The organism is Acidobacteriota bacterium (genome assembly GCA_016196065.1).
Lineage (GTDB): Bacteria > Acidobacteriota > Terriglobia > Terriglobales > Acidobacteriaceae > Acidiflorens.
Map to the genome: position 1 here is coordinate 225,594 of JACPYL010000008.1, position 23,305 is coordinate 248,898.

A 23,305-nucleotide genomic window follows, 5' to 3' on the forward strand; every position below is an offset into this window, starting at 1 on the left:
TCTACAGCAGGAACAAGTGTGACCACGAAGATCTAAACTTCGTCTTGCTCTTTCAACTTGGCGATCACGCCGAAGTCTTCGAGGGTTGTGGTGTCGCCTTTTACGTCGCCACTGCTGGCCAATTCGCGCAACAGGCGGCGCATGATCTTACCGCTGCGTGTCTTGGGAAGCATGTCGGTGAAGCGGATATCGTCCGGCTTCGCGAGAGAGCCAATTTCTTTCGCAACCCAGCGTTTCAACTCTTCTTTTAGTTCCTCGCTGGGCGTAACGCCGTGTTCGAGCGACACAAACGCGGATATCGCCTGCCCCTTGATGTCATCTGGACGGCCCACCACCGCCGCTTCGGCAACTTTTTCGTGAGCGACCAGCGCTGACTCCACTTCCATCGTGCTTAACCGGTGGCCGGAAACGTTGAGGACATCATCGACCCGGCCCATGATCCAGTAGTAGCCGTCTTTGTCTTTGCGAGCGCCGTCACCTGTGAAGTAGGTGCTGGGGATCTGCGACCAGTATTGCTGCACGTAGCGGTCGGGATCGCCATAGATGGTTCGCAGCATGGCCGGCCAGGGTTGCCGAATGACGAGAAATCCCCCGGAGCCTTCCGGAACTGCCTTGCCATCGATCGTGACAATCTCTGGGGCAACGCCAAAAAACGGCTTGGTCGCCGAACCCGGCTTGGTGGCCACTGCGCCGGGGATGGGCGAGATCATGATCGAGCCCGTTTCGGTTTGCCACCAGGTATCGACGATCGGACAACGCTCATGACCGATCACCTCGCGGTACCACATCCATGCTTCAGGATTGATCGGCTCGCCTACGGTCCCGAGCAGACGCAGGCTATCGAGACGATGCTTTCTCGGCCATTGCTCTCCCCACTTGATAAACGTGCGGATCGCGGTCGGGGCGGTGTAGAAAATGTTGACGTCGTGCTTGTCGATCAGGCTCCAGAAACGGTCTGGCTCGGGAAAATTAGGAGCGCCTTCATACATCACGCTGGTCGCGCCGTTCTGCAGCGGTCCGTAGACGATGTAGCTGTGCCCGGTAACCCATCCGATGTCGGCTGTGCACCAGTATGTGTCCTCTTCCTTCAGGTCGAAGACGTACTTGGTGGTAAGGGCCGTGCCCACCGAATATCCGCCGGTCGTGTGCACCACGCCCTTCGGCTTACCGGTAGTCCCCGACGTGTACAGGATGTAGAGCGGGTGCTCGGAGTCGAGCGGCTCGGCAGGACACTGATCGGAAACCGAGGCCATCAATTCATGCCACCAGTGATCACGCCCCGGCTGCAAGTGAATCGGCGATCCCGTGCGCTTGTAGACGACCACGCTCTTCACGGACGGGCAAGACTTCAACGCCTCTTCGACGGCTGGAAACAGCTTGACCTCAGCGCCTCGGCGGTACGAACCATCCTGGGTGATGACGGCGGTTGCCTGCGAATCATGAATACGGTCGATGAGTGCGTTGGAAGAAAATCCGCCAAAGACTATGGAATGCGGGGCCCCGATCCGAGCGCAGGCGAGCATGGCAATCGGCAGTTCCGGCGTCATGCCCATGTAAATCGCCACGCGATCGCCTTTGCGGACGCCCAGAGACTTCAACACGTTTGCGAATTTTTGCACTTCTTTCCAAAGCTGCTGGTAGGTGTACGTGCGCACTTCGCCGGGTTCGCTTTCCCAGATCAGTGCCGCCTTATTCTTGCGCGAAGTTAGAACGTGGCGGTCCAGGCAGTTGTAGGAGAGATTGAGCTGGCCTCCGACAAACCACTTCGCCCAGGGAGATTTCCATTCCAGGACTTTGTCCCACTTCTTGAACCAGTGCAGTTCTTCGGCGGCGCGTCCCCAGAATTTTTCGGGATTCTCGATGGATTCTTTGTAGAGCGCTTCATACTCCGCCAGGCTCTTGAGGTGCGCCTTCTGGGCAAATTCCGCTGGACATTCAAACTTGCGCTGTTCGTCCAGCGTGGAATCAATGTGGGGCTGGTTCCCTGCTGCGTCTGACATTTTATCTTCCTCGGGTAGTTGGGCCATCAACCTGGCCCAGGACAACGGGAACGATTTTACTTGGGCGGGATGGGAATGTCTGCCGCGGGGAAAGGCAAATTCTTTAAACCACGGAGGTCGCAGGGGATGCGGAGGAAACTCGATGCCTTGGCTTCCCCGTGTTCCCTGTGGCCTCTTTAGTCAAGAAACGGTTTTCGGCACGTCCAAACCTCGTGTGATTGTCGTCACAACCGGGTGTGACCCACGTTGCCGACCCTTGGCCCGTTCCTCCGGCATCATGAACGAGATGGCGTCGCCGCCAGTGGGGTCGACGTACCAGAGGGGAACAATCATGAGTCGCAAGTTCAAAACCATGGACGCGAACGAAGCCGTCGCTCACGTCGCCTACCGCGTCAACGAAGTGATCGCGATCTATCCCATCACGCCCTCGTCCAACATGGGAGAGTGGGCTGACCAGTGGGCTTCCGAAGGAATCGAGAACATCTGGGGTACGGTCCCGCAGGTCACCGAAATGCAGAGCGAAGGCGGAGCGGCCGGCGCGGTTCACGGAGCTCTTCAGACGGGCTCTCTGTCGACGACCTTTACCGCGTCGCAAGGCTTGCTCTTGATGATCCCGAACATGAACAAGATCGCGGGAGAACTGACCCCGACGGCTTTCCATGTTTCGGCTCGCACCATCGCGACCCACGCGCTTTCAATTTTCGGCGACCACAGTGACGTCATGTTCTGCCGCACGACAGGCTTCGCAATGCTGTCATCGAATTCCGTGCAGGAAGCCATGGACATGGCGCTGATTGCCCATGCCGCCACGCTGGAAACACGAATTCCCTTCCTCCACTTCTTCGATGGCTTCCGCACCTCGCACGAAGTGAACAAGATCGAAATGCTGGCGGACGACGATCTCCGCGCCCTGATCAACATGGACCGCGTCTTCGAGCACCGCGCACGCGCACTTTCGCCGGAACATCCGGTGCTGCGGGGCACGGCGCAGAATCCAGATGTGTTTTTCCAAATGCGCGAAGCGATCACGCCTTTCTACGACGCGTGCCCGGACAAAGTGCAATCCGTGATGGATAAGTTCGCGCAAGTCGTGGGCCGCTCTTATCACCTGTTCGATTATGTGGGAGCTCCTGACGCCGAACGCGTGATCGTGATGATGGGATCGGGCGCCGAAGCAGCTCATGAAACTGTGGAGGCGCTGACGGCGCGGGGCGAGAAAGTGGGTTTGCTGAAAGTACGGCTCTATCGTCCGTTCGCAGGGAAGCAGTTCCTGGCAGCGCTACCCGCATCGGTGAAGAAGATTGTGGTCCTTGATCGCACGAAAGAAGCGGGCGCAGAAGGCGATCCGCTCTATCTCGACGTGGTCAATGCTCTGCACGAAGGAAAGCGGTCCGTGGAGGTGATTGGCGGACGTTACGGCCTGTCCTCGAAGGAATTTACTCCCGCAATGGTTAAGGCCGTCTACGACAACCTGGCCTCCAAGAGTCCGAAGCCGCACTTCACAGTCGGCATCCAGGACGATGTTAGCCACTCCAACCTCGACTATGACACTGCTTTTTCCACCGAACCAGACAATGTGGTGCGCGCCCTGTTCTATGGGCTCGGCGCAGACGGCACGGTGGGCGCGAACAAGAATTCCATCAAGATCATCGGCGAAAATACCGACAACTACGCGCAGGGCTACTTCGTGTATGACTCCAAGAAGTCGGGCGCGGTAACCGTTTCTCACCTGCGCTTTGGACCGAATCCGATTCGCTCGACCTACCTGGTTTCCAAAGCAAATTTCGTCGCCTGCCACCAGTGGATCTTCCTCGATCGTTACGACATGCTCAGCGCGCTCGTCGATGGCGGGACATTCCTGCTGAACAGTCCCTTTGGCCCCGACGAGATTTGGGACAAGCTGCCGCAACTGGTGCAGGAGCAGTTGATCGCCAAGAAAGCCAAGTTCTTCGTGATCGACGGTTACCAGGTGGCGCGCGACACGGGTATGGGCAGTCGCATGAATACGATCCTGCAGGTCTGCTTCTTTGCGATCTCGAAAGTATTGCCGGGCGATGGAGCAATCGAGGCGATTCGCAAATCGATTCGCGACACCTACGGACGCAAGGGCGAAGAGATCGTCCAGAAGAATATGAAAGCCGTCGACGAGACGCTGGCCCACCTGAACGAAGTAAAAGTGCCTGCCACCGTCACCAGCCGGTTTCAATTGCCCTCCCCCTTCCCTTCCCATGCACCCGATTTCGAGCGCAATGTCCTGGGAACGATTTACGGCAACCGCGGTGAAGAATTGCCGGTCAGCGCATTTCCAATCGATGGCACATTCCCAACCGGAACCGCAAAGTGGGAAAAACGGAATCTCGCTCTCGAGATTCCAGTGTGGGACGACAAAATCTGCATTCAGTGCGGCAAGTGCGCGATGGTATGCCCGCATTCCGTGATTCGAATCAAGGTGTTCGACTCCACGGAACTGCAAAGCGCACCCGCAACTTTCAAGTCCACCGAAGCGCGCGACAAGGAATGGGCGGGCATGAAATACAGCCTGCAGGTTGCGCCGGAAGACTGCACAGGATGCGGCATCTGCGTGGAAGTCTGCCCGGTAAAGAACAAGAGTCAGGCGCGGTTGAAGGCAATCAACATGACGGCGCAGCCGCCGTTGCGCGCAGCGGAAGCTGAGAACTGGAACTTCTTCCTCAAGATTCCGGAACTTGATCGTCGCAAGATCAAGGCGGGCGCGATCCGCCAGCAACAGGTACAGGAACCGCTCTTCGAATTTTCAGGAGCATGCTCCGGATGCGGCGAGACGCCGTACCTGAAGCTGCTCTCGCAACTGTTCGGCGACCGCGCACTGATCGCCAACGCCACCGGCTGTTCCTCGATTTACGGCGGCAACCTGCCGACGACACCGTGGTCCAAGAACGCCGACGGCCGCGGACCGGCCTGGTCGAATTCACTCTTCGAAGATAACGCCGAGTTCGGGCTTGGCTTCCGGCTCTCGATCGACAAGCAGACTGAGTTCGCCCGCGAGTTGGTGAAACGCTGCGCCGGAATCATCGGCGACGAACTGGCCACTGCATTACTGAACGCTTCCCAGAAGGATGAATCCGACATCTACGAACAGCGGCAGCGGGTTTCGTTGCTGCGGGAGAAGCTGGCGGGTTCCTCCACCCCGGATGCAAAGCAACTCAACGTCCTCGCCGATATGCTGGTAAAGAAGAGTGTGTGGATCGTGGGCGGCGACGGCTGGGCCTATGACATCGGCTACGGCGGCCTCGACCACGTGATCGCGAGCGGCAAGAACGTCAACCTGCTCGTGCTCGACACCGAGGTCTATTCCAATACCGGCGGGCAGCAATCCAAGGCCACTCCTCGAGGAGCAGTTGCCAAGTTTGCAGCCGGCGGCAAGCCTGGGGGCAAGAAAGATCTCGGCCTGATTGCGATGACCTACGGCAATGTTTACGTCGCCAGCGTCGCGATGGGCGCGAAGGACGAGCATACGCTGAAAGCTTTCCTGGAAGCCGAAGCCTATGACGGTCCCAGCATCATCATCGCGTACTCGCACTGCATCGCGCACGGCATCGATATGACGACGGCCATGCAGAATCAGAAAGCGATTGTCGATTCCGGACAGTGGTTGCTCTATCGCTATCATCCAGAGCGGACCGCAACGGGCGAGAACCCCCTGCAACTCGATTCGCGCACACCCACTCGCAAAGTGCAGGACTTCATGCAAATGGAAACGCGTTTCAAGATGCTGACCAAGAGTAATCCGGAAGCCGCCAAGCGGCTGTGGGCCGAGGCGCAACACGACGTCGATGTCCGCTACCGTTTCTATGAGTACATGGCATCGCGGAAATCAGACGTGGCAAAAACAGAAACACGGCCCGCGGGCCCTGCAAAGACCGAGCCAACCACCGAAACCGCGAAGGCGCCAGCGGCCAACGAGACAGCGCTGCAGAAGTAAGGAGGACTTATGTTTGACCTGACGACCACTTATCTAGGCATGCCGCTGCGAACTCCGCTGGTGGCGTCCGCATCGCCGATCTCACAGGAGATTGCCGGCATCCGGCACCTCGAAGATGCGGGAGCCTCCGCCGTCGTCCTCTATTCGCTGTTTGAGGAACAACTCCGCCGCGAAAGCGTTGAACTCGACTTCTATCTCTCCGAAGGCACGGAGAGTTTTCCCGAGAGCCTGAGTTATTTCCCGCAGCCGAAGGAATTCTTCCTCGGCCCGGATGGGTATCTGGAACACATCCGCAAAGCGAAGGAAGCGGTGGATATCCCGATCATCGCCAGTCTGAACGGCAGTTCGGTCGGCGCGTGGATCCAATACGCCACGCAGATTGAGCAGGCCGGCGCGGATGCGCTGGAGTGCAACATTTATTGGATCGTGACCGATCCTGATGCGACGCCCGATGCGGTGGAGCGGCACTACATTGATATCCTTCAGGCAGTGAAGCAGGCCGTCAGAATTCCAGTCGCCATCAAGTTAAGCCCGTTTTTCACCAGCCTGTCGAATATGGCGAAGCACCTCGACGACGTCGGAGCGGACGGACTGGTGCTCTTCAACCGCTTCTACCAGCCCGACATCGATCTCGAAGCATTGGAAATGAAGCCACACGTACTTCTGAGCACGCCGCAAGCGATGCGACTGCCGTTGACATGGATTGGAATCCTGTATGGCCGGCTAAAGGCCAGTCTTGCAGCAACGAGTGGGGTGCACAGCGCGGAAGATGTGATCAAGTTGCTGATGGTGGGCGCGGACGTGACAATGCTCTGCTCGAGCCTGTTGCGCAATGGTATCGACTACCTGGGCGAAATCGAACGCGGAGTCGTGCAGTGGATGGAGTCGCACGAGTATGAGTCCGTCGTGCAGATGCAGGGCAGCATGAGCCAGCTCCATTGTCCGGATCCGGCGGCGTTTGAGCGCGCCCAATATGCGCGTGCAGTGAAGGGTATCCAGCACGTGAAGGTGACGACGCCGTAAGGTTTAAGTAGTCGGACTAGCGTCGCCAAGCGTTCGAGGCGTGGGGCTTCACCACACGGCATCTCACGTGGAAGATATCGCCTCGGCCACAGTTCCCTTCTCGAGCAGATAGGCGCCGGGACCCTGTTGTCCGCGAATCGATCTGCAAAACTCCACTACATAAAAACCGGCAGCGAGCGCTTCGGTGAAGGCCCAACGCGTTGCTTCGCGCCATTCACGAGCCAATCCCATGTCCGTGCGTTCCACGTCCAGAATCTCTCCTGGAATTTCGATGCTCACGCGTTGCCGGGATAGGGATTCCTTCAGATCAGCGCGGGCCGGGTGGCCGTCGGGATTGAAGCTCACCAGCGGAACCAAAAGTCGCATCGCATCGAGAGTCTCAGCACGTGTGTCCTTGCCTGCCGCGCGATCCTTGACGCGGCGCGAGTCCAGCAACCAGCGCACCCATAGGCGGTCTGTGCCGTTGCGGTGCAGCATGCTGGAAGTTTCCGGCCCGTAGAAATCAATTTTGTAAGTGTCGGAGACAATTCCTAATTTCGCGAAATTAAAGTGGGCATTGCGGCTTTGCAGCGGATCGTAAGTCCACGTCATTTCCCGGATCCCCGTTGCGAGTGCGCGTTCCCGCTGGGCGTGCTTCAGCTTTAGCCCGAGATCGTGCTGCCGGTAGGCATCGAGCACCGCCAGCATGTGGGAGTGCACCGTAATCTGCCCGTGTTCGCGTCCGCAAAATCCGAAGGCGAAGCCCAGCAATTTCTCGCCTTCGAACGCGCCGACAAAGATGCTGCCTGCAGCCTGCAGAGCAATCGCCAGCGTCATCGGAAAACTATCGTCCTCCGCCATGCCCCAGACTTCCTTCTCCACTACGCGCATTTGGAGAAGGTCGTCATAGTTCTTAAGGTCACGGATCACGATGTTTTGCGGACTGCGGGCGCTCAATTGCCATCCTCCTTTGCAGACGGTGCGTACCAGCGCCCGGCTGCCGCCTCTTGCTGGTCAATTTCACGCAGACGGTTGAGCGACCGCTTGGATCGCACGTGCGCGAATGCTACCAGCAGCGCGTCCAGAGCCGCCAGGGGCGCGACATACGAGCCGTTAAAACTGGGATTGGTTACCGACACGATCCAGTGATCGCTGCAGACACGAGCGATGGGAGAATCGCTCGCATCGGTGAAGCCGAAAGTCCAGGCACCGCGTTCTTTCGCGGTGCGCGCAGCTTCCACGGAATCGCGAAGGCACCGGCCAAAACTGATGGCAATCAGGACATCGTGCGAACCAAGTGCACGGATACGATGATGGAGGTTGCCCGTGCTTCCGACGGGAGCGTCGGCTCTGGCCCCGAGCCAGGCCAGGCCGTACGCGAGAAACCATGCCAGCGAATAGGCCAGGTCGACGCCGACCACAACGATCTGCTGTGCCTTGTCGAGGCGGCGTGCCAGTTCAACAGCGCGTTGCGGAGGCACGGCGGCGCGCAGCGCGTCAAGATTCTCCCTCTCCATGTCCAGACTCTGCTGCACGTGCCCCTCGATGGTGCGGCGCTCGCGGGTCGCCGACTTCATCTGGCGATAAGGAGTGATTCGCGTGACAAAGTACGACCTAAGATCGGAAGTGAATTCCGCATACTGCTGGTACCCCAGCACCTGGATGGTGCGAACGATCGTGGCGGCATCGACTCCGTAGCGGCGCGCCATCTTGCGTGAGGAGAGGTAATAGGTGTCTTCGGCATTCTCCAGAATGGAAAGCAGTAACCGCTTGCGCCGTGCACTCAGTTTGTCGTCGGCTCGCTGTAGGCGCTGCTCCAAAGGCGTCGCCCACTTTTGCACTCCGTTCACGGCCATGCTCGCCTCCAGGGGCCCATGCAACAGCGACACCGGGTTTACAACATTCGTTGCATCCATGTCAACAAGAAGATTGAGATGTTGCATCTAACAATCAGCACGTGGCAACTGGCTAGCCCCTGGGTCCGTGGCCCTGAGGACCTCGGCCTGAGGACTGAATGCTTCCTGCCTTCCGTGCTACCCTGAATTTTGGAGATAAAAATGGTTGCGAAGACCTTGGTTCCCGTGCTTTTCGCATTTTCTGTGCTGACCCTGGCGACGCCGAACGCGCGCTCTGCCGAGCGCGGCGTGCTGGTGCGTGAAGCGGTGATCTATCTTTCTCCTGACGTCACGTCCAGCAAACTCGGCGAAGCAGGCCGCGGACGCGAGATGATTCTCCTCGATCGCAGCAAGAACTGGTTGCATGTCGAGGCCTTGCTCGGATTTTCCAAGACGCCCGATCCCGCCTTCGTGGAAGATGAGGATATGGAAGGCAAGACTATTTCAGGATGGATCCTCGATACCGGACTGGTGTGGGAATCCACCGCAAACGGTGATCGGATTCTGTTTGGCGCAGCGGTCGATTCCGAAGATGAAGCAAGCCGCCGCCATGGCCGCCGCGGCGCCGATCAGGACGCCTTGCGCCTCTATCGCCGCGTCTATGATCTGTTCCCGGCCTCTCCGCTGGCGGGAGAAGGACTCTACCGCGCCGCCGACGTCAAATGGCAGATCGAAAAGTCAGATGTGATGACTCGCCCCTCCGCCCGCGAAAAAGATGCATCGATGCGCGAGGGCATGGACGAACAGCCCATGAAGCAAGTCATCAAGAAGTTTCCCGGGACGAAGTGGGCTGACCTCGCCGCCTTCCATCTGCTCGACAACAAAGTCTGCGGAGACTGGCAAGGGACATCGAAATGCCCAGACAAAGAAGCGGAGATGTTTGAAAAATACGTAAAGGAGCATCCGCAGTCGCCGTCCGCTCCTGAGGCGCTCTACCGTGCGACTTTCCGCCGGGCAGCTCTGGTCGAAATTTACAAGACAGAAGAGCAAGCGAAGAAATCAGAAGAATCGAAAAGTCGGGCGATTGCCCTGGCGCAACAGTTGGTGTCGCAGTATCCGCAGAGCGACTGGTCCGCCCGCGGACAGATGCTGCTCTATCTCTTGCAGCAGGGAGTTCCGGCCTACGGCAACGTGGTCCAGTAGAGACCCATCCTGCCAACGCCGTTACTGCGGCAGTCCCACGCGCCGCAACAACTCCGCGAACCGGGGATCGGCCCGCAACCGGTCGTAGCGCGGGTCCACTTTCAAATACACCACCTGCGGACTGCGTTCCTCCACGGCTCGCCCCAGCCAAGTCAAGGCCTGATCCTTGTCGCCAAGAAGAGTATGGACTTGTGCAAATCGAATGGGGGAAACGTAATGCGCTTTGGATTCCTCTTTCAACCCATCCAGCCAACCCGTCAGAGCGGCGCGGTATCCTTGCGCGGAATTAATGTAACCAACGCGGTCAGCCAGCTTGCCATCGCCCGAAAACCTTAGATTGAGAATCGCTTCGCGCATCGCGTCTTCGTACTTGCCCTGCTGTTCATAGACCGCCATCAGGTCTTCATGGGCAACCGGAAAATTCGGGTCCATATCGATCGCCTTGCGATAGATCTTGATGGCCGGGGCGTATTGATGCTGATAGTGATACGGATACGCGCGATTCGAGTTGATGATCAACGACAACGGATCAAGTTCCAGCGCCTTCTGCAATTCGGCTTTCGATTCCTCAAAACGCCCCATTGCACCCAGATGGATCCCGTACCAGTGGTGGGCAGTGGCGTGCCCCGGATTCAACTCGATGGCCCGCCGGAACTCGCGCTCTGCCCCGTCCCAGTCCCACTCATAGAGCGCCTTCACCATGGCCAGCGAAACATGCGCTTCGGCCATCTGATCGTCAATCGCGAGCGCTTTTTCCGCCATCTGCCTGGCTCGAGGAAAGTAGTCTTTCGGCGGATCGGTCTCCCACCCGAGCAGGCCATAGGTGTCCGCCAGTCCCGCATACGCCAGTCCGTACGTCGGATCCTTGGCGATGGCCTGCTGAAAAAAGTCGGTGGCCTTGGCAAATCCGGCATCCGTGCGCTTGTTGAAATAGAACCGTCCCTGCAAATAAAGCTGGTGTGCTTCGCTATCTTCAGTGGAGTGTTGCATCAGACGGCGTTGCTGCGGCGCCGTCAGTTGAACCTTCAGTGCGGTTGCGATCTGCGGTGCGATCTCGTCCAGCACGCCGAGAATATCGGTTGGCTTACGGTTATATTGTTCCCCCCATATGAGGGAGCCGTCGTCGACGCTGGTCAGTTCGACGCTGATGGTCATCAAGTCGTCGTGCTGCAGCACGTGCCCGGCGAGCACGGCTCGTACACCTAACTCCCGTCCCACGGCCCGGGGATCACCTTCTTTGCCCTGGTAGTGGAAGACCGTGCTCCGCGCCATGACGCGCAAGCCAGCAATCTGAGAGAGCTTGTTGGTGACGCTCTCCGTCACTCCTTCACACAGATAGTCCAGGTCGGCCACATGAGCGTCGTTCACCAGTGGCAGAACTGCGATGGAATCAATCGTCCCAACTTCTCTTTTACGAGTCAGGTAGTAGCCGCCCAGCGCGAGCGCGAAGATGAAGATAGCGATTGCCGCTGCCATCAGGACAACGCGTTCCATGCGAGCGGGTGGGACTGCAGAGTCAGAGGTCGTATCCACGGATTGGGGCGCCGCGGCTTCCAGCCCGGTCGCTCCTGATACAGGAGCAATGAAGCGATAGCCCTTGCGGGGGACCGTCTCGATGAAGCGCGGACTCTCGGCGGAGTCTCCCAGAGCCTCCCGCAATTTATTAATCGCCTTATTCAGTCCTTGATCAAAATCGACGAACACGTCGCTCGGCCACAACCGTTGGCGCAGTTCCTCCCGCGAAACGATGGCGCCAGGCCTTTCCAGCAGGAACGCCAGGACGCCAAAGGGTTGCGCCTGCAGGCGTAGGCGGACACCGCGCTTGCGCAGTTCGCCTGCTTCCAGGTCGACCTCAAATACTCCGAATTGGATTGGCTTGCTGATGCTCATTCGTACCGTGCAAGCGGGGGGCGGGGTGGAGAAATCTTACCATTACAGGCCGCGAACGACACGCGAGCCACTCAATTCTTGGGGAATCTATCCGCGCAACTCGATTGTTTTCTGCAAGATCTTAGGGAAGGTGGCGGGCAGGGCGAAACCAGTCCTGGTCCATTGCACCTCCCCGCGCCTGCGTACAAAGTCGCTCCCATAGTTCACATGCCACCTGAGAGTGGCTCGAAAGGGTACGACGATGGCGGCCAGTGCTGAAACACTTGGAATGATATTTGCGGGAACCCGCTCGACGGTAGCTCCCGAATCTCGGACTCCCCGACGGGAACTCGTGGATGTCCATCTGCTCGAACGAATCGCAACCGGAGACCAGCAAGCCATGGCCGTTGCTTTTGACCGGGCCAGTTCGGTGGTCTATGGCATGGCGCTGCGCGTGCTCCTCGATCCCCGCGACGCCGAAGAGGCCATGATGGACACTTTCCTCCACGTTTGGCGAAAAGCCTCCACTTTCAACCCAGCCCTGGGAAATCCATCGGTGTGGGTCATCGTGATTGCCCGCAGCCGGATTCTCGATCGCCTGCGCATGCAAAAAACGAGGCGGCAGTATGAAGAGAACTTGGGAGACGACTGGGACGCGCCATCCCGTGCGCCCGACGCGGAAAAACTGTCAATCGCCCGGCACGACGCGGAAAACGTAAGAACTGCCTTGGCAGAACTCAACCCGAGACAGAAACAGGCTTTGGAATTGGCTTACTTTCAAGGCATGACACAAGAAGAAATTGCCGATGCGACGGGCCGTCCGCTGGGCACGGTAAAGACCCAGATTCGCCAGGGATTGTTGAAGCTGCGTCAACTGCTGTCTAGAGCGAACGGTTACGACTCCGCCAACACCTGGTGCACCATGTGAATCGAGATCGCGCCCTCTCCCACGGCTGACGCCACCCGCTTTACGTTTCCCGAGCGGACGTCGCCCACCGCAAAAACTCCCGGCAGGCTCGTCTCCAGCATGAATGGCAGACGCGTCTTTGGCCACGCCGGCCCCTCGTCCTGCAATGCGCCTTCGACCACATCACGACCGGTGAGAATGAAACCTTTCGGGTCGAGCGCGAGACATCCTTTGAGCCAATCCGTTCGCGGCGACGCGCCCGTCATGACAAAAATATGCCGGATCGGGTGGGTCGAGGTCTCTCCGGTAGCGTTGTCTCGCCAAGTTACGCTCTCCAAGTGTGTGTCTCCGCCCAGGGCGATGATTTCTGTTTTATAGTGCAGTTCGATCGCAGGATTTTCTTCGATTCGCTGGATGAGATAGCGCGACATCGTACTCGAAAGTTCTGGCGCCCGCACCAGCATGTAGACCTTGCGAGTCGCCTGCGACATGTAGACGGCCGCCTGTCCCGCGGAATTTCCGCCACCCACCACGATCACATCATCGCCGCCGCACATTTGCGACTCCATAAAGGTCGCGCCGTAATAGACACCCTGCCCTTCGAACTTCGCAAGATTTCCGATTTTCGGCTTGTTGTATTGCGCGCCGCTGGAAATTACGATGCTGCGGGTCAAGAGACAAGTACCGCCGTCGAGCATCACCTTGTAGGGACGAGCGCTGCAGTCCAGACTCTCCACGCTATGCGCGACCATCATCTTCGCGCCGAATTTCAAGGCTTGCGTGGTCGCGCGATTCGCCAGTTCCTGTCCGGAAACACCGGTGGGAAAGCCGAGATAGTTTTCGATCTTCGAGCTGGAACCAGCCTGGCCTCCGGGTGCAGCAGTCTCGATCACCATGACGTCGAGTCCTTCGGAAGCCGCATAGACAGCGGCGGCCAGCCCAGACGGTCCCGCACCGATGACAACCACATCGTGAACCTGGGACTCGTCGACCGTCGCATTGAATCCCAGGCAATCTGCCAGTTCCGACACGGTCGGATTGCGCATGACGTTGCGGCTGCTGCTGCAAATGACCACCGGAATCTCATCGACCGAAATATGAAAACGGTCCAGCAGTTCCTGGGAATCCTTGTCAGTATCGAGGTCGACATAGTTGTGAGGCTGTCCATTGCGAGTCAGGAATTCTCGCAGCCGCAGAGTGTGCGCGGAATGGTTCGACCCCATGAGGATCAAGTTGCCGTAGCCCGCATTGATCAGCGCGAGGCGCCGCAGGATAAAGGCCCGCATCAGGATTTCGCTGAGTTCGGCATCCTTGGCAATCACCGCCCGGAACGCCTCGGGAGTAAGTTCAAGAAATTCTCCGGCCACATTCACGCGCCCCGTCACCAGAACGGCACGCCCGGAGATCATGGTGAGTTCTCCGGTGAAATCGCCGCGCGTGTCGTGCGCGACGATCAGGCGCTCACCCTTGAGAGAGGACTGCACGATTTCCATGCTCCCGCTGAGGACAACAAAAAACGGCACAAGCGTGGTTCCCGGCTGGAACAGGACTTCGCCCACTTTGACTTTACGAACGGTGCCGAGCGGCATGAGCCGCTTGATCTGCGCTTCGGAGAGGGCGGGAAACGTTTGCGTCTTGGCATCGAGCACACTGGAAATTGGAGGAGTCGCCATAGTTTTACCTGGGAAAAATACTGGTGTGAAACATAGTAGATGATACAAACCTTCATTCGGCTTCAAGGGTCCTCTCAAGAAGGCGTTCGACCCAGAGCCATCTGCATGGCCGGAGGACCAGATTTCCGCCCGCGTCGTGCAAGAGCCAGCTCACCTGTTATGCTAAAAATCTTTGCTGAGGATATTTCCATGAGGAAGCTCTCCTTATTTGTCTTCGCTATGGCCATTTTTGTGTCGGCCCAAACTGCTGGCCATTTCGACGGCCATACCTGGTGGGACACCATCAAAGTCATCGCTGACGACAAAATGGAAGGCCGCGATACGGGCAGCCGTGGAGAGCATGCCGCACAGGAATATGTAGTCGAACAATTAAAGAAAGCTGGCTTGGAACCCGCGGGCACGAAGGGCTTCTATCAGCCAATAAAGTTTGTCTCGCGGCAGATCGTGGAAAAGGATTCCAGCCTCACGCTCGTCCATGACGGCCAACGCGAACCACTGGTTCTTGGTGATGACGCTTTCATCGGCACCCGGATTGCACCGGCGGCAGAGGTCAATGCCCCCATGGTCTTTGTCGGCTACGGACTCACTGTTCCGGAAAATAAGTACGACGACTTCGCGGGCGTCGACGTGAAAGGCAAGCTGGCCGTGATCTTTTCCGGATCGCCTGAGGAAATTCCTGGCCCGCTGGCTTCCCATTATCAAACTCTGCTCGAGCGGGGGAAGGTTCTTCGCGCTGCCGGGGCGATCGGCATCATATCTCTGATTAACCCTGCTTCGATGGATATTCCGTGGTCGCGTATCTCGCTCAATCGCACACATCCCAGCATGGATCTTGACTATCCGGAATTCAATGAAACGGCTGGCTTGCACCTGGCCGTAACTGTGAACCCGGCGAGCGCTAAGAAACTCTTTGCGGGATCGGGCCATACCTTCGCCGAAATTGCCGCGCTCGGTAAAGATCGCAAAGTGCTGCCGCACTTTCCGCTCTCCGTTTCGCTCGAAGCGAAAACCAAAATTGAAACTCAGAAGGTGGAATCAGCAAACGTGGTCGCCAAACTTAAAGGAAGCGATCCAAAGCTGAAAGACGAATATGTCGTGCTCTCGGCCCACATCGATCATGTCGGGATCGGGGCGCCCATCAACGGTGACAGCATTTACAACGGCGCCATGGACGATGGTTCCGGCAGTGCCCTGCTGATGGACGAGGCAGCCACTTTCAAGAAGAACCCCGAAAAACTGCGCCGCTCGATCTTGTTCGTGTTTGTCACTGCGGAAGAAAAGGGGCTGCTGGGATCAAAGTATTTTGCGGCTCATCCTACGGTGCCGGCGAAATCGCTGGTCGCGGATGTCAACGTGGATATGTTCCTCCCCATCGTTCCGTTGAAAGTCCTGCGCGTGCTTGGCTTGGACGATTCTGACCTGGGCGACCGCGCCCGTGCTATCGCGCAGTCCTACAACGTACAAGTTCAGCCGGACCCCGAACCGCTGCGCAACCTGTTCGTACGCAGTGACCAGTACAACTTCATTCGTCACGGAGTGCCGTCGATCATCATGAGCGTCGGTACCGAACCGGGCTCACCGGAGTCGAAGATATTCAAAGACTGGCTGACGAATCGTTACCACGCGCCCTCAGACGATCTGAACCAGCCTGTGGACTTCGAATCAGCAGCCAAGTATGAAGAGATTGTTCGCAGCCTTTTGATCGACGTCGCGAACAACGGAAATCATCCGCAGTGGAAACAGACCAGTTTCTTCCGGCGGTACGCGGCGGGTAACTAGTCACCAGCCTAGCGCGAGAAAACAACTCCGTGGGGATGACCGGAACCCTTCCACCCGTGCGGCCAGTCGCGATTATCAAAATTGAAACCGACTTTTCCGTCGGCATCGCGGAAGGCTTCATCCATGGTCAAAGTCCCCGTTGCCTGATCCAGCTTGAGCAGGTAGAGGCGGTTGCCTGAACCGGTGATGGCCAGGCGTTGCGCCTTCGGGTCCCAACCGGTCCAGTGCGGATCGAATGCGTCATCAATCTTGAGCCGCGATACTTCGACCGGCTTCGCTCCGTCCTTCAAGTCCAAAACGATCAAACCATGTATCGAAGGGACGCTCTGAATCAGGTAGCGTCCGACAATCGTCGGGACGCCGCACCAGTTGCCGGGAAAGTTGTAAACAAGTCTTGATGTAGGCTCGTCTGAATTCACTCCGGTGATGCGCTCGATACCGCAACCTAGAGTCTGCACAAAGACTGAGCCATCCGGACCGAGTCGCGGCTCTTCCGGACTAATCTGTCCGTAGTGATTGGCCCCGATGTCGAAGTATGCCGTCCTAAGAAGTTTCAAGTCAGACAAACGCCAGACCTGATAGGTCGATCCAAGAAATATGGTTTCCAGGTGCATCGAAGAATTGGTGGACACCACCCGATCGAGTTCCGGGACGACCACAAGGCTGTAGGGCGTCAACAAGGCGTCGGCAAAGGTGGGATCAGCGCTGCTGGCCGAACGAATCACTTTCCCGCTGTCGTCAATCTCCACCAGTCCGCCGGTATGCCCATCGGCATGGTGAGCATGCTGGAAGGTGGCAAGCACGTTGCCATTGGGCAAACGCAGGTAGGAATGCGGATGCATATACCCGGCCATGTCGGTGAATGAAGTCACGGTCTTCGGATGAACTGGGTCGCGCACATCGAATATGAAAGTGCGTCCGGCGTCATGGTCGTTGGCAAACAACATGCCGCTGGCAGGCATCGTGTATTCCGTGTGATGCGCTTTCATCGTCTTCTGGTCCGTGGCAAGCGTCGTGACGAGGTGTCCGTAGGAAGGTGAGGATGGGTCGGCATCAATCACTGCGAGGAAGTCGTTGCCTTTGCCAGCAGCGTCCCCGGTCCATGCAAACAGAGTGTGCGCGGACGCCATCGTGACCTGAGCGATGAGGCGTGCGGGAAAAACGGCAACACAGAAGTACAGGAATGATGCAAGCAATACACGTTTCATCGGGACCCCTTGATGGACGAAAATCCGACAACCCAGCGAGGAAGGATAGCAGTGGGCAGGAACGTCGGTAAAGACGACAGGTGCGCCCTCAATCGGTCCCTCAAGAATCAAGCTTCGTAACTCGTCCGCAACCTCTTTCTGTAATACTGCTATGGGGCGTCACCGGAGGCTGCTTGAACGAATATCTTTTGTCCGTGCTCCTCGGCATCATCGAGGGGCTCACCGAATTCCTGCCAGTCAGCTCTACCGCCCATTTGCGCCTAGCCGAAGCCCTTCTGAACGTGCCGCTGTCGAGCGGTTACTGGAAGATGTACTCGATCGTGATCCAGTTAGGCGCAATTCTCGTACTGCCGATTTATTTCCGCGCGCACATCGCCAAGCTGTTTTCGACGTTCCCGGAAGGCGAGAGGAAGGACTGCACGATCCTCACGCATCCGTTGAGTTTGGTGATGATCGCGTTCGTGGTGACTGCGGGGCCGTCGTTCCTGTTGTCGAAACTGATCGGCAAGAACCTGGAAAGCTTGTACGTGATGGGTGGATCACTCCTGGTGGGTGGGATCGTGATGTGGGCGATCGACACGATGAAAGCGCCATGGGAGACGGCAGGCACGGGAGCACCGGGTTCGCCGATCCACACGTGGAAAATGGATGACATTCACGGTGGTCAGGCAATCTGGATCGGCGCATGTCAGATCCTGTCGGCAGTGTTCCCCGGAACATCTCGGTCAATGGCGACGATTGCTGCTGGACAACTGGCGGGGATGTCGCGCGCCGCGGCGCTGGAATTCTCCTTCTTCCTTTCCATGCCCACCATGGCGGTGGCCACGCTGTACACACTCTACAAGTCAATTTCTGGCAAAGACGAAAACCCCATCGGCGTGTCCCAGATAACGTCCCAGCAGTGGGTCATCCTCGCGATTGGCTTCGTGGTCTCGTTCCTCGTCGCCTACGGAGCCGTGGCATGGTTCATGAACTGGGTCCGAAAGCGTGGATTTGCACCGTTTGCGGTCTATCGGATTGTGGTGGGGATTGCCGTACTGGGATGGGCTGCAGGCGTACTGGGAAGGTAAGAGTGGGGCCGGCGGCGACGGCCTAGTATCCAGTTCGCCACCCTGTACTCTTTCCTGCATTGTCGGGCACCAGACTTCTTGTCATAATCATGGTGCTCTGGCCTCTTTACGGTACCCCGGTTGAAGTGTCTGCATCCAACTCCCGGACGCCGTTGATGCCAATGAAATTTCTTTCGAAGATTTTTGCGCCCACCAGGAACCGGCGGCTCAATGAGCTGATCGGATTCCTGCTGTGCGTCTCCGCGCTCCTCCTTTTTCTCGCACTTGCTTCGTACTCGCCGCTTGATCCCTCGCTGAATAGTGCGTCCGTATTGACCGGATCGCGCGCGGCCCGCAACTGGATCGGGATCATCGGCGCCTACCTGTCCGATATCGTCCTGCAGTTCTGGGGCATCGGATCTTTTCTTCTACCCGTCTTCCTGGGAATGCTGGGAATCCGCTGGTTCCGTTCGCGAGCCGTGCAGACGCCCATCGCCAAAACTCTCGGCGGCGCATGGCTCCTTATGTTTGTCCCCGCCCTCCTCGCGATCTTGCCGGGACACTTCAAGTGGATGGGTGCCATCCCGGTTGAAGGCTTGCTGGGCCGCGTGATTGGCGATGCCCTGATTCATTTCTTCAACGTCGCTGGCGCTTACATTGTCTGCACAACGTTTCTCGCGGTCGCGCTCTATCTGACCACGGCGTTCTCCTTCGCCGCCATTGAAGTGTGGGCACCGACGCGATTCGCGTGGGTGATCGCTCTGCGGGATCGGTATCGCGACTGGCAGGATGAGCGTCAGCGCAAGCGCCAGCAGTTTGAGTTAGAACGACGCCGCGCACAGAAGCCGATGGTGACCACGCAACTCGTCCCGGCTCGACCTGCGCAAGCGCGGACGGAACCGGCACAGGAATATGCGCCGGCGCGAACGGAACCCGTCGCCGAGGGACGCCGCACTGGCATTGAGCGGATGGCGGAAGAAGATCCGGTGGCGTTTGTCGCGCCTCCCGCTGAAGCCGACGAAGCAACTCCATCCGATATCGAAGTCACGAATCGCGCGGACTCGCAACTCAAGTCGAAGACAACGCTCCCGAAGATTGCCGGCACCTACAAGTTGCCGCCTTCAAGCCTGTTGCATCGTCCGGACGAAGCGCAATCAGTAGACGAAGGCGAACTCAAACTCCTCGCCCAGGTGTTGACCGATAAGTACGCTGAGTTCGATGTCCATGGGCAGGTTACGCAGATCAATCCGGGCCCGGTGGTGACGACGTTTGAGTTCAAGCCCGAAGCAGGGATCAAGTACAGCCGCATCACGGGGCTGACCGACGATCTCTGTCTCGCCTTGCGCGCGGAGAGCATTCTGATCGAGCGCATGCCGGGCAAGAGTACAGTGGGCATTCAGGTTCCGAATCGCGAGCGCGAGGTCATCTGGCTGCGCGAGAACATCGAGTCACAAGAGTTTATTGGGACAAAGTCCAAGCTCACGCTCGGCATGGGCAAGGATATCAATGGTCGTCTTGCAGTTGCAGACCTGGCGGGAATGCCGCACTTGCTGATCGCCGGATCCACGGGCACCGGCAAGAGCGTTTGCATCAACGCGATGATCATGTCGGTGCTTTACAAGGCGACTCCGGATCAGGTGCGTCTGGTGCTGGTCGATCCGAAACGCCTGGAATTAGGGAACTACGAAGGCATTCCACACCTTCTGACACCCATCATCACCGAGCCCAAGCTGGCGGCAAATGCTTTGCGAAATGCGGTTCGTGAGATGGAGCGTCGCCTGAAGTTACTGGCTGCCAAAGGCGTCCGCAACATCGACAGTTACAACCGGTTGTTTGACGACACGCCCAGTTTATTTGCGGAGCAGTCTCCGGATGAAGGCCCGATCCCTTACATCATCATCATCATCGACGAACTCGCCGACCTGATGATGCTCGACGGCAACAACGTGGAGGAGTCGATTACGCGCCTGGCACAGATGGCGCGCGCGGTTGGGATCCACCTCGTGCTCGCGACGCAACGTCCGTCGGTGGATGTGATTACTGGATTAATCAAGGCGAATTTCCCTGCCCGCATTTCCTTCCGCGTGGCGACCAAAGTCGACTCGCGTACGATTCTGGACGCCAACGGCGCGGAGTCCTTGCTCGGGCGCGGCGACATGTTGTACCTACCTTCGGGATCGGCGCGTGTTCATCGCCTGCATGCTCCGTTCGTTACGGAGAAAGAAATTGCCGGGGTGGTCGAATTCTGGAAGGCACAAGGCCTGGCGCAATATCAGGAGAAATTCCTGGAAGCGCCGAAAGAAGATCGTGCGGCTTCCGGTGACGGCACCGACTCCGGTGAGGTAGGCGAGGATGACAATGATCCTCTCTTCAACGATGCTGTGCGCCTGGTAATTGAGTTCGGCAAGGCCTCCACTTCCCTGCTGCAGCGGCGGCTGCGCGTTGGCTACGGCCGGGCTGCTCATCTCATCGACCTCATGGAGCGCGACGGCATCGTCGGCGCCGCCGATGGACCGAAGCCGCGCGAAGTCCTGAAGCGTCCGGACTGGATTTCGGAAGTCGAAGAGTCAATGCGGTAGGAAGACAGCAGCTAGTAATTCAATCCCGCCATACAACATTACCCGTGAACGCTAACGCCTTCCGAGCGCGAGGAAGGCGACGTAGAACAATTGCGCGACCGCCACTCCGATGATGGCGTAGGTCGCAAATTCCAATCGACGGCTGGACTTCTTCACTTCTCTCACCACATCCGCGACTCCCGCCGTTACTTCCAGCAACGTCTCGGTGAGCTTCTCCATGTGCTCGGCCGAGGTCGTGATCCGGGCGACGACGCGGGAATTTTCCGCCAGCGACGTGGTCAGGCGTTCGCTGTTGCGGATATCCAGTTCCGTCTTACAGGCGGACCACCATGGAGTACCCAGAGCGTTGTCGTACATGCGGGCGCGGATCTCTTCGTAGGAGCGTCCACGCAGGAGCTGGAGCAGGGCGAGCGTTACCTTGCTGCCGTCGGGGGATGAGGCGGTAGCGGACATGTCTAAGGACTATAGCCGCGAAATCAGGCAGGGCTCAGATGCCAAAAGGGCTAAGGGGCATTGCCCACTTGGCGGTCGCGGAGATTGGCATTGGGCCAGCAGGGGACCCACGCAGAAGGGCAATGTCGGGACCGTAATCGATTACCAATTAGCGATGGTAAAGCCTCGTTTTCCGCGTTCGCTCCGAGAAATGGGCCAGGCGCCTCAGGGAATTGCCCCCACGAATTCCCCACGATGCTGAGAAGAGGGCCAACCGCCACACTCTGATTCATGGATGAAGTCCAGAGAGCTCGAATCCCACAATCGCAAGGATGTTCATAACGAGATGAGCGATTATCGTGGCAGGCAAGGACTTTCGGCAGGAAACGAAAATCACTGAGAGGGCAAGCTGTTGGGGCAGGGCGATCCAAAAGTGTGCGTGTGCAGTCGCCCACAGGGTCGCAGTCGTGACTACGGCCCAAAAAACTCCTATTCGTTGCAGGAGTGTACACTGCATTGCCGCTCTCGCCATTTCTTCAATTATTGGGGCGACAAGAATGGCTGAGAAAATCCGGTATTTTGTCAGGGACGGATTTGGGCCGATTGAGTTGATGAACACCTGCAATACTGCCAAGGCCACAACACCAGCCCATGCATGAATTGGTAGTCGCCACAATTCTTTGGTGAAAACTCGAGGGTCCGCCCAATAGACTAATGGCAACAACAAAAAAGCGTATGCACCACTTTCAACGATAGGCCCGTTGAAGTCCGATAGGCCCAGCCATCCTAACAAGGCCGAAACAACTTCGCCCGAAAAGACAAAAGCGACAAAAAACACAATCACACGGGTGATGCTTGGCCTAGGTTGTCCGGGTGCCTGCATCATTCTTCACAATCCGTAGTCGGTACCTTGCGTCTGAGCCGGGTGCCGCATAACTTTAGGGCGCCCCAGACATTCGCCTGGTGCCCCAGGTTCGCGCCCCATACGAACGGTCGATCTCACGATGCTCTGTTCTTGGGGCGCTAACCTGGGTTTCAACAATTTCAAATCGGGCGCCGCCGACAAGTCTGCTCGCGGATCGGGCCGGATCGATAGTATCCGCAGGTCGCGAAACATAGTAAGAAAACTACACCCGCCAAACCTCGTGGTAAAGGAGTCGTCGGTTGGACGGGTCGGTTCGCTGTGCCCCAGGTTAGCGCCCCAAAAATCGGGGCAATCTAGATTTCCGAACTTAGAGACGGGGGCGCGAACCTGGGGCACCAGGCACCAGGCGGCGGCCAGCCATTCGCAAAATGCGCGAAAGAATGGGGCACCCGCGAGCCACCTGGGCCACCCACCTTCTTAGCCAATTAACTTCTTTCGGAAATGAGGTCCGTTTGGAAGTGGGGCCAAAACGAGGGTCGGGAATATTCCGAACGCCTTGTCAAACTGGCCGTGTGCTTGTCCCTCTGTATTCATCTCTTGTCCCGACAGTTTCAGGAATTCATGGGAAAACGAAACGTGCGCTTCACCGTAGCGGTCCCAATGTCCTTCTGCTCTCTTGATTTCACCTGAACGCCTTAGCTCTTGCACAAAGGTACGATCTGCCCGCAGTTGCAAGACGCAATTCTCGCCGTTCCCATCAAACCCATAGGTTCCTGCTAGAACCCCATAGTCGTAATTGCTCGCGGTGTTATACCAGAACCCAAACAAGACAATTGCGAGAATGAGCCCCGGCCCCCAAAACGCACGAATGGCTTTCATATTGGGTTCCTCCACGTGGAGGTTTAATCCACGAACCCCATTTGATCGTCTGGAGCGGGTGGCC

16 protein-coding genes are annotated in these 23,305 nt (G+C 57.8%); 7 read left to right on the plus strand and 9 right to left on the minus strand.

Features of this window, described 5'->3' with window-relative positions; genetic code table 11:
* Window positions 1-32: 32 nt before the first annotated feature.
* Window positions 33-2,000, minus strand: coding sequence for an acetate--CoA ligase (acs, locus tag HY010_02105; GenBank protein MBI3474498.1), 1,968 nt, complete (start codon window positions 1,998-2,000; stop codon window positions 33-35).
* Between the two features lie 328 nt (window positions 2,001-2,328).
* Between acs and nifJ the strand changes: the two genes are divergently transcribed.
* Both nifJ and HY010_02115 read left to right on the plus strand, forming a co-directional pair.
* Entirely contained in the window at window positions 2,329-5,961 is a 3,633-nt protein-coding gene (gene nifJ / locus HY010_02110) for a pyruvate:ferredoxin (flavodoxin) oxidoreductase (GenBank protein MBI3474499.1), read from the plus strand.
* Between the two features lie 9 nt (window positions 5,962-5,970).
* Complete coding sequence (locus tag HY010_02115; GenBank protein MBI3474500.1) at window positions 5,971-6,984, plus strand: dihydroorotate dehydrogenase-like protein; 1,014 nt, start codon at window positions 5,971-5,973, stop codon at window positions 6,982-6,984.
* Between the two features lie 63 nt (window positions 6,985-7,047).
* On the opposite strand, the gene HY010_02120 is transcribed toward HY010_02115, so the two are convergent.
* Entirely contained in the window at window positions 7,048-7,920 is an 873-nt protein-coding gene (locus tag HY010_02120; protein MBI3474501.1) for a hypothetical protein, read from the minus strand.
* Window positions 7,917-8,819 (minus strand): MurR/RpiR family transcriptional regulator, encoded by a 903-nt coding sequence (locus tag HY010_02125; GenBank protein ID MBI3474502.1) that lies wholly within the window; start codon window positions 8,817-8,819, stop codon window positions 7,917-7,919. The genes HY010_02120 and HY010_02125 overlap by 4 nt, the downstream gene beginning before the upstream one ends.
* Before the next feature lie 201 nt (window positions 8,820-9,020).
* On the opposite strand from HY010_02125, the gene bamD reads away from it, so the two are divergent.
* Complete coding sequence (bamD, locus tag HY010_02130; GenBank protein ID MBI3474503.1) at window positions 9,021-10,001, plus strand: outer membrane protein assembly factor BamD; 981 nt, start codon at window positions 9,021-9,023, stop codon at window positions 9,999-10,001.
* A gap of 21 nt (window positions 10,002-10,022) precedes the next feature.
* Here bamD and HY010_02135 read toward each other — a convergent pair whose 3' ends face one another.
* The gene (locus HY010_02135) at window positions 10,023-11,891 is read right to left on the minus strand and encodes a winged helix-turn-helix domain-containing protein (GenBank protein ID MBI3474504.1); all 1,869 of its coding nucleotides are present in this window, start codon (window positions 11,889-11,891) and stop codon (window positions 10,023-10,025) included.
* A 241-nt stretch (window positions 11,892-12,132) separates the two neighbouring features.
* On the opposite strand from HY010_02135, the gene HY010_02140 reads away from it, so the two are divergent.
* Window positions 12,133-12,798 carry a sigma-70 family RNA polymerase sigma factor gene (locus tag HY010_02140; protein MBI3474505.1) on the plus strand — a complete coding sequence of 222 codons (666 nt, stop codon included), beginning with the start codon at window positions 12,133-12,135 and terminating at the stop codon, window positions 12,796-12,798.
* Here HY010_02140 and HY010_02145 read toward each other — a convergent pair.
* Window positions 12,765-14,450 (minus strand): FAD-dependent oxidoreductase, encoded by a 1,686-nt coding sequence (locus HY010_02145; GenBank protein ID MBI3474506.1) that lies wholly within the window; start codon window positions 14,448-14,450, stop codon window positions 12,765-12,767. The two genes, HY010_02140 and HY010_02145, sit on opposite strands and share 34 nt — an antisense overlap.
* A gap of 189 nt (window positions 14,451-14,639) precedes the next feature.
* Here HY010_02145 and HY010_02150 point away from each other — a divergent pair, with 189 nt between their 5' ends.
* Window positions 14,640-16,229 carry a M28 family peptidase gene (locus tag HY010_02150; GenBank protein MBI3474507.1) on the plus strand — a complete coding sequence of 530 codons (1,590 nt, stop codon included), beginning with the start codon at window positions 14,640-14,642 and terminating at the stop codon, window positions 16,227-16,229.
* An 8-nt stretch (window positions 16,230-16,237) separates the two neighbouring features.
* On the opposite strand, the gene HY010_02155 is transcribed toward HY010_02150, so the two are convergent.
* Window positions 16,238-17,437 carry a hypothetical protein gene (locus HY010_02155; protein ID MBI3474508.1) on the minus strand — a complete coding sequence of 400 codons (1,200 nt, stop codon included), beginning with the start codon at window positions 17,435-17,437 and terminating at the stop codon, window positions 16,238-16,240.
* 173 nt (window positions 17,438-17,610) lie between these two features.
* Here HY010_02155 and HY010_02160 point away from each other — a divergent pair, with 173 nt between their 5' ends.
* Both HY010_02160 and HY010_02165 read left to right on the plus strand, forming a co-directional pair.
* A complete protein-coding gene (locus HY010_02160) occupies window positions 17,611-18,507 on the plus strand; it encodes an undecaprenyl-diphosphate phosphatase (protein MBI3474509.1) in 897 nt (298 codons plus the stop codon).
* A gap of 161 nt (window positions 18,508-18,668) precedes the next feature.
* A complete protein-coding gene (locus tag HY010_02165) occupies window positions 18,669-21,065 on the plus strand; it encodes a DNA translocase FtsK (GenBank protein MBI3474510.1) in 2,397 nt (798 codons plus the stop codon).
* Window positions 21,066-21,116: 51 nt separating this feature from the next.
* On the opposite strand, the gene HY010_02170 is transcribed toward HY010_02165, so the two are convergent.
* The 3 genes from HY010_02170 to HY010_02180 form a co-directional block, all read right to left on the minus strand.
* Window positions 21,117-21,518 carry a hypothetical protein gene (locus tag HY010_02170; protein ID MBI3474511.1) on the minus strand — a complete coding sequence of 134 codons (402 nt, stop codon included), beginning with the start codon at window positions 21,516-21,518 and terminating at the stop codon, window positions 21,117-21,119.
* 268 nt (window positions 21,519-21,786) lie between these two features.
* Complete coding sequence (locus HY010_02175; protein MBI3474512.1) at window positions 21,787-22,383, minus strand: CPBP family intramembrane metalloprotease; 597 nt, start codon at window positions 22,381-22,383, stop codon at window positions 21,787-21,789.
* Between the two features lie 456 nt (window positions 22,384-22,839).
* The gene (locus HY010_02180; protein ID MBI3474513.1) at window positions 22,840-23,241 is read right to left on the minus strand and encodes a hypothetical protein; all 402 of its coding nucleotides are present in this window, start codon (window positions 23,239-23,241) and stop codon (window positions 22,840-22,842) included.
* Window positions 23,242-23,305 lie beyond the last annotated feature (64 nt).

What these genes read in the sequence shown, in the direction of transcription:
- HY010_02175 (MBI3474512.1), bottom strand. Translation starts at nt 22,383, where the DNA reads ATGATGCAGGCACCCGGACAACCTAGGCCAAGCATCACCCGTGTGATT.
- HY010_02150 (MBI3474507.1), top strand. Translation starts at nt 14,640, where the DNA reads ATGAGGAAGCTCTCCTTATTTGTCTTCGCTATGGCCATTTTTGTGTCG.
- HY010_02135 (MBI3474504.1), bottom strand. Translation starts at nt 11,891, where the DNA reads ATGAGCATCAGCAAGCCAATCCAATTCGGAGTATTTGAGGTCGACCTG.
- HY010_02155 (MBI3474508.1), bottom strand. Translation starts at nt 17,437, where the DNA reads ATGAAACGTGTATTGCTTGCATCATTCCTGTACTTCTGTGTTGCCGTT.
- HY010_02125 (MBI3474502.1), bottom strand. Translation starts at nt 8,819, where the DNA reads ATGGCCGTGAACGGAGTGCAAAAGTGGGCGACGCCTTTGGAGCAGCGC.
- HY010_02145 (MBI3474506.1), bottom strand. Translation starts at nt 14,450, where the DNA reads ATGGCGACTCCTCCAATTTCCAGTGTGCTCGATGCCAAGACGCAAACG.
- HY010_02170 (MBI3474511.1), bottom strand. Translation starts at nt 21,518, where the DNA reads ATGTCCGCTACCGCCTCATCCCCCGACGGCAGCAAGGTAACGCTCGCC.
- HY010_02140 (MBI3474505.1), top strand. Translation starts at nt 12,133, where the DNA reads ATGGCGGCCAGTGCTGAAACACTTGGAATGATATTTGCGGGAACCCGC.
- HY010_02115 (MBI3474500.1), top strand. Translation starts at nt 5,971, where the DNA reads ATGTTTGACCTGACGACCACTTATCTAGGCATGCCGCTGCGAACTCCG.
- HY010_02165 (MBI3474510.1), top strand. Translation starts at nt 18,669, where the DNA reads ATGAAATTTCTTTCGAAGATTTTTGCGCCCACCAGGAACCGGCGGCTC.
- acs (MBI3474498.1), bottom strand. Translation starts at nt 2,000, where the DNA reads ATGTCAGACGCAGCAGGGAACCAGCCCCACATTGATTCCACGCTGGAC.
- bamD (MBI3474503.1), top strand. Translation starts at nt 9,021, where the DNA reads ATGGTTGCGAAGACCTTGGTTCCCGTGCTTTTCGCATTTTCTGTGCTG.
- HY010_02180 (MBI3474513.1), bottom strand. Translation starts at nt 23,241, where the DNA reads ATGAAAGCCATTCGTGCGTTTTGGGGGCCGGGGCTCATTCTCGCAATT.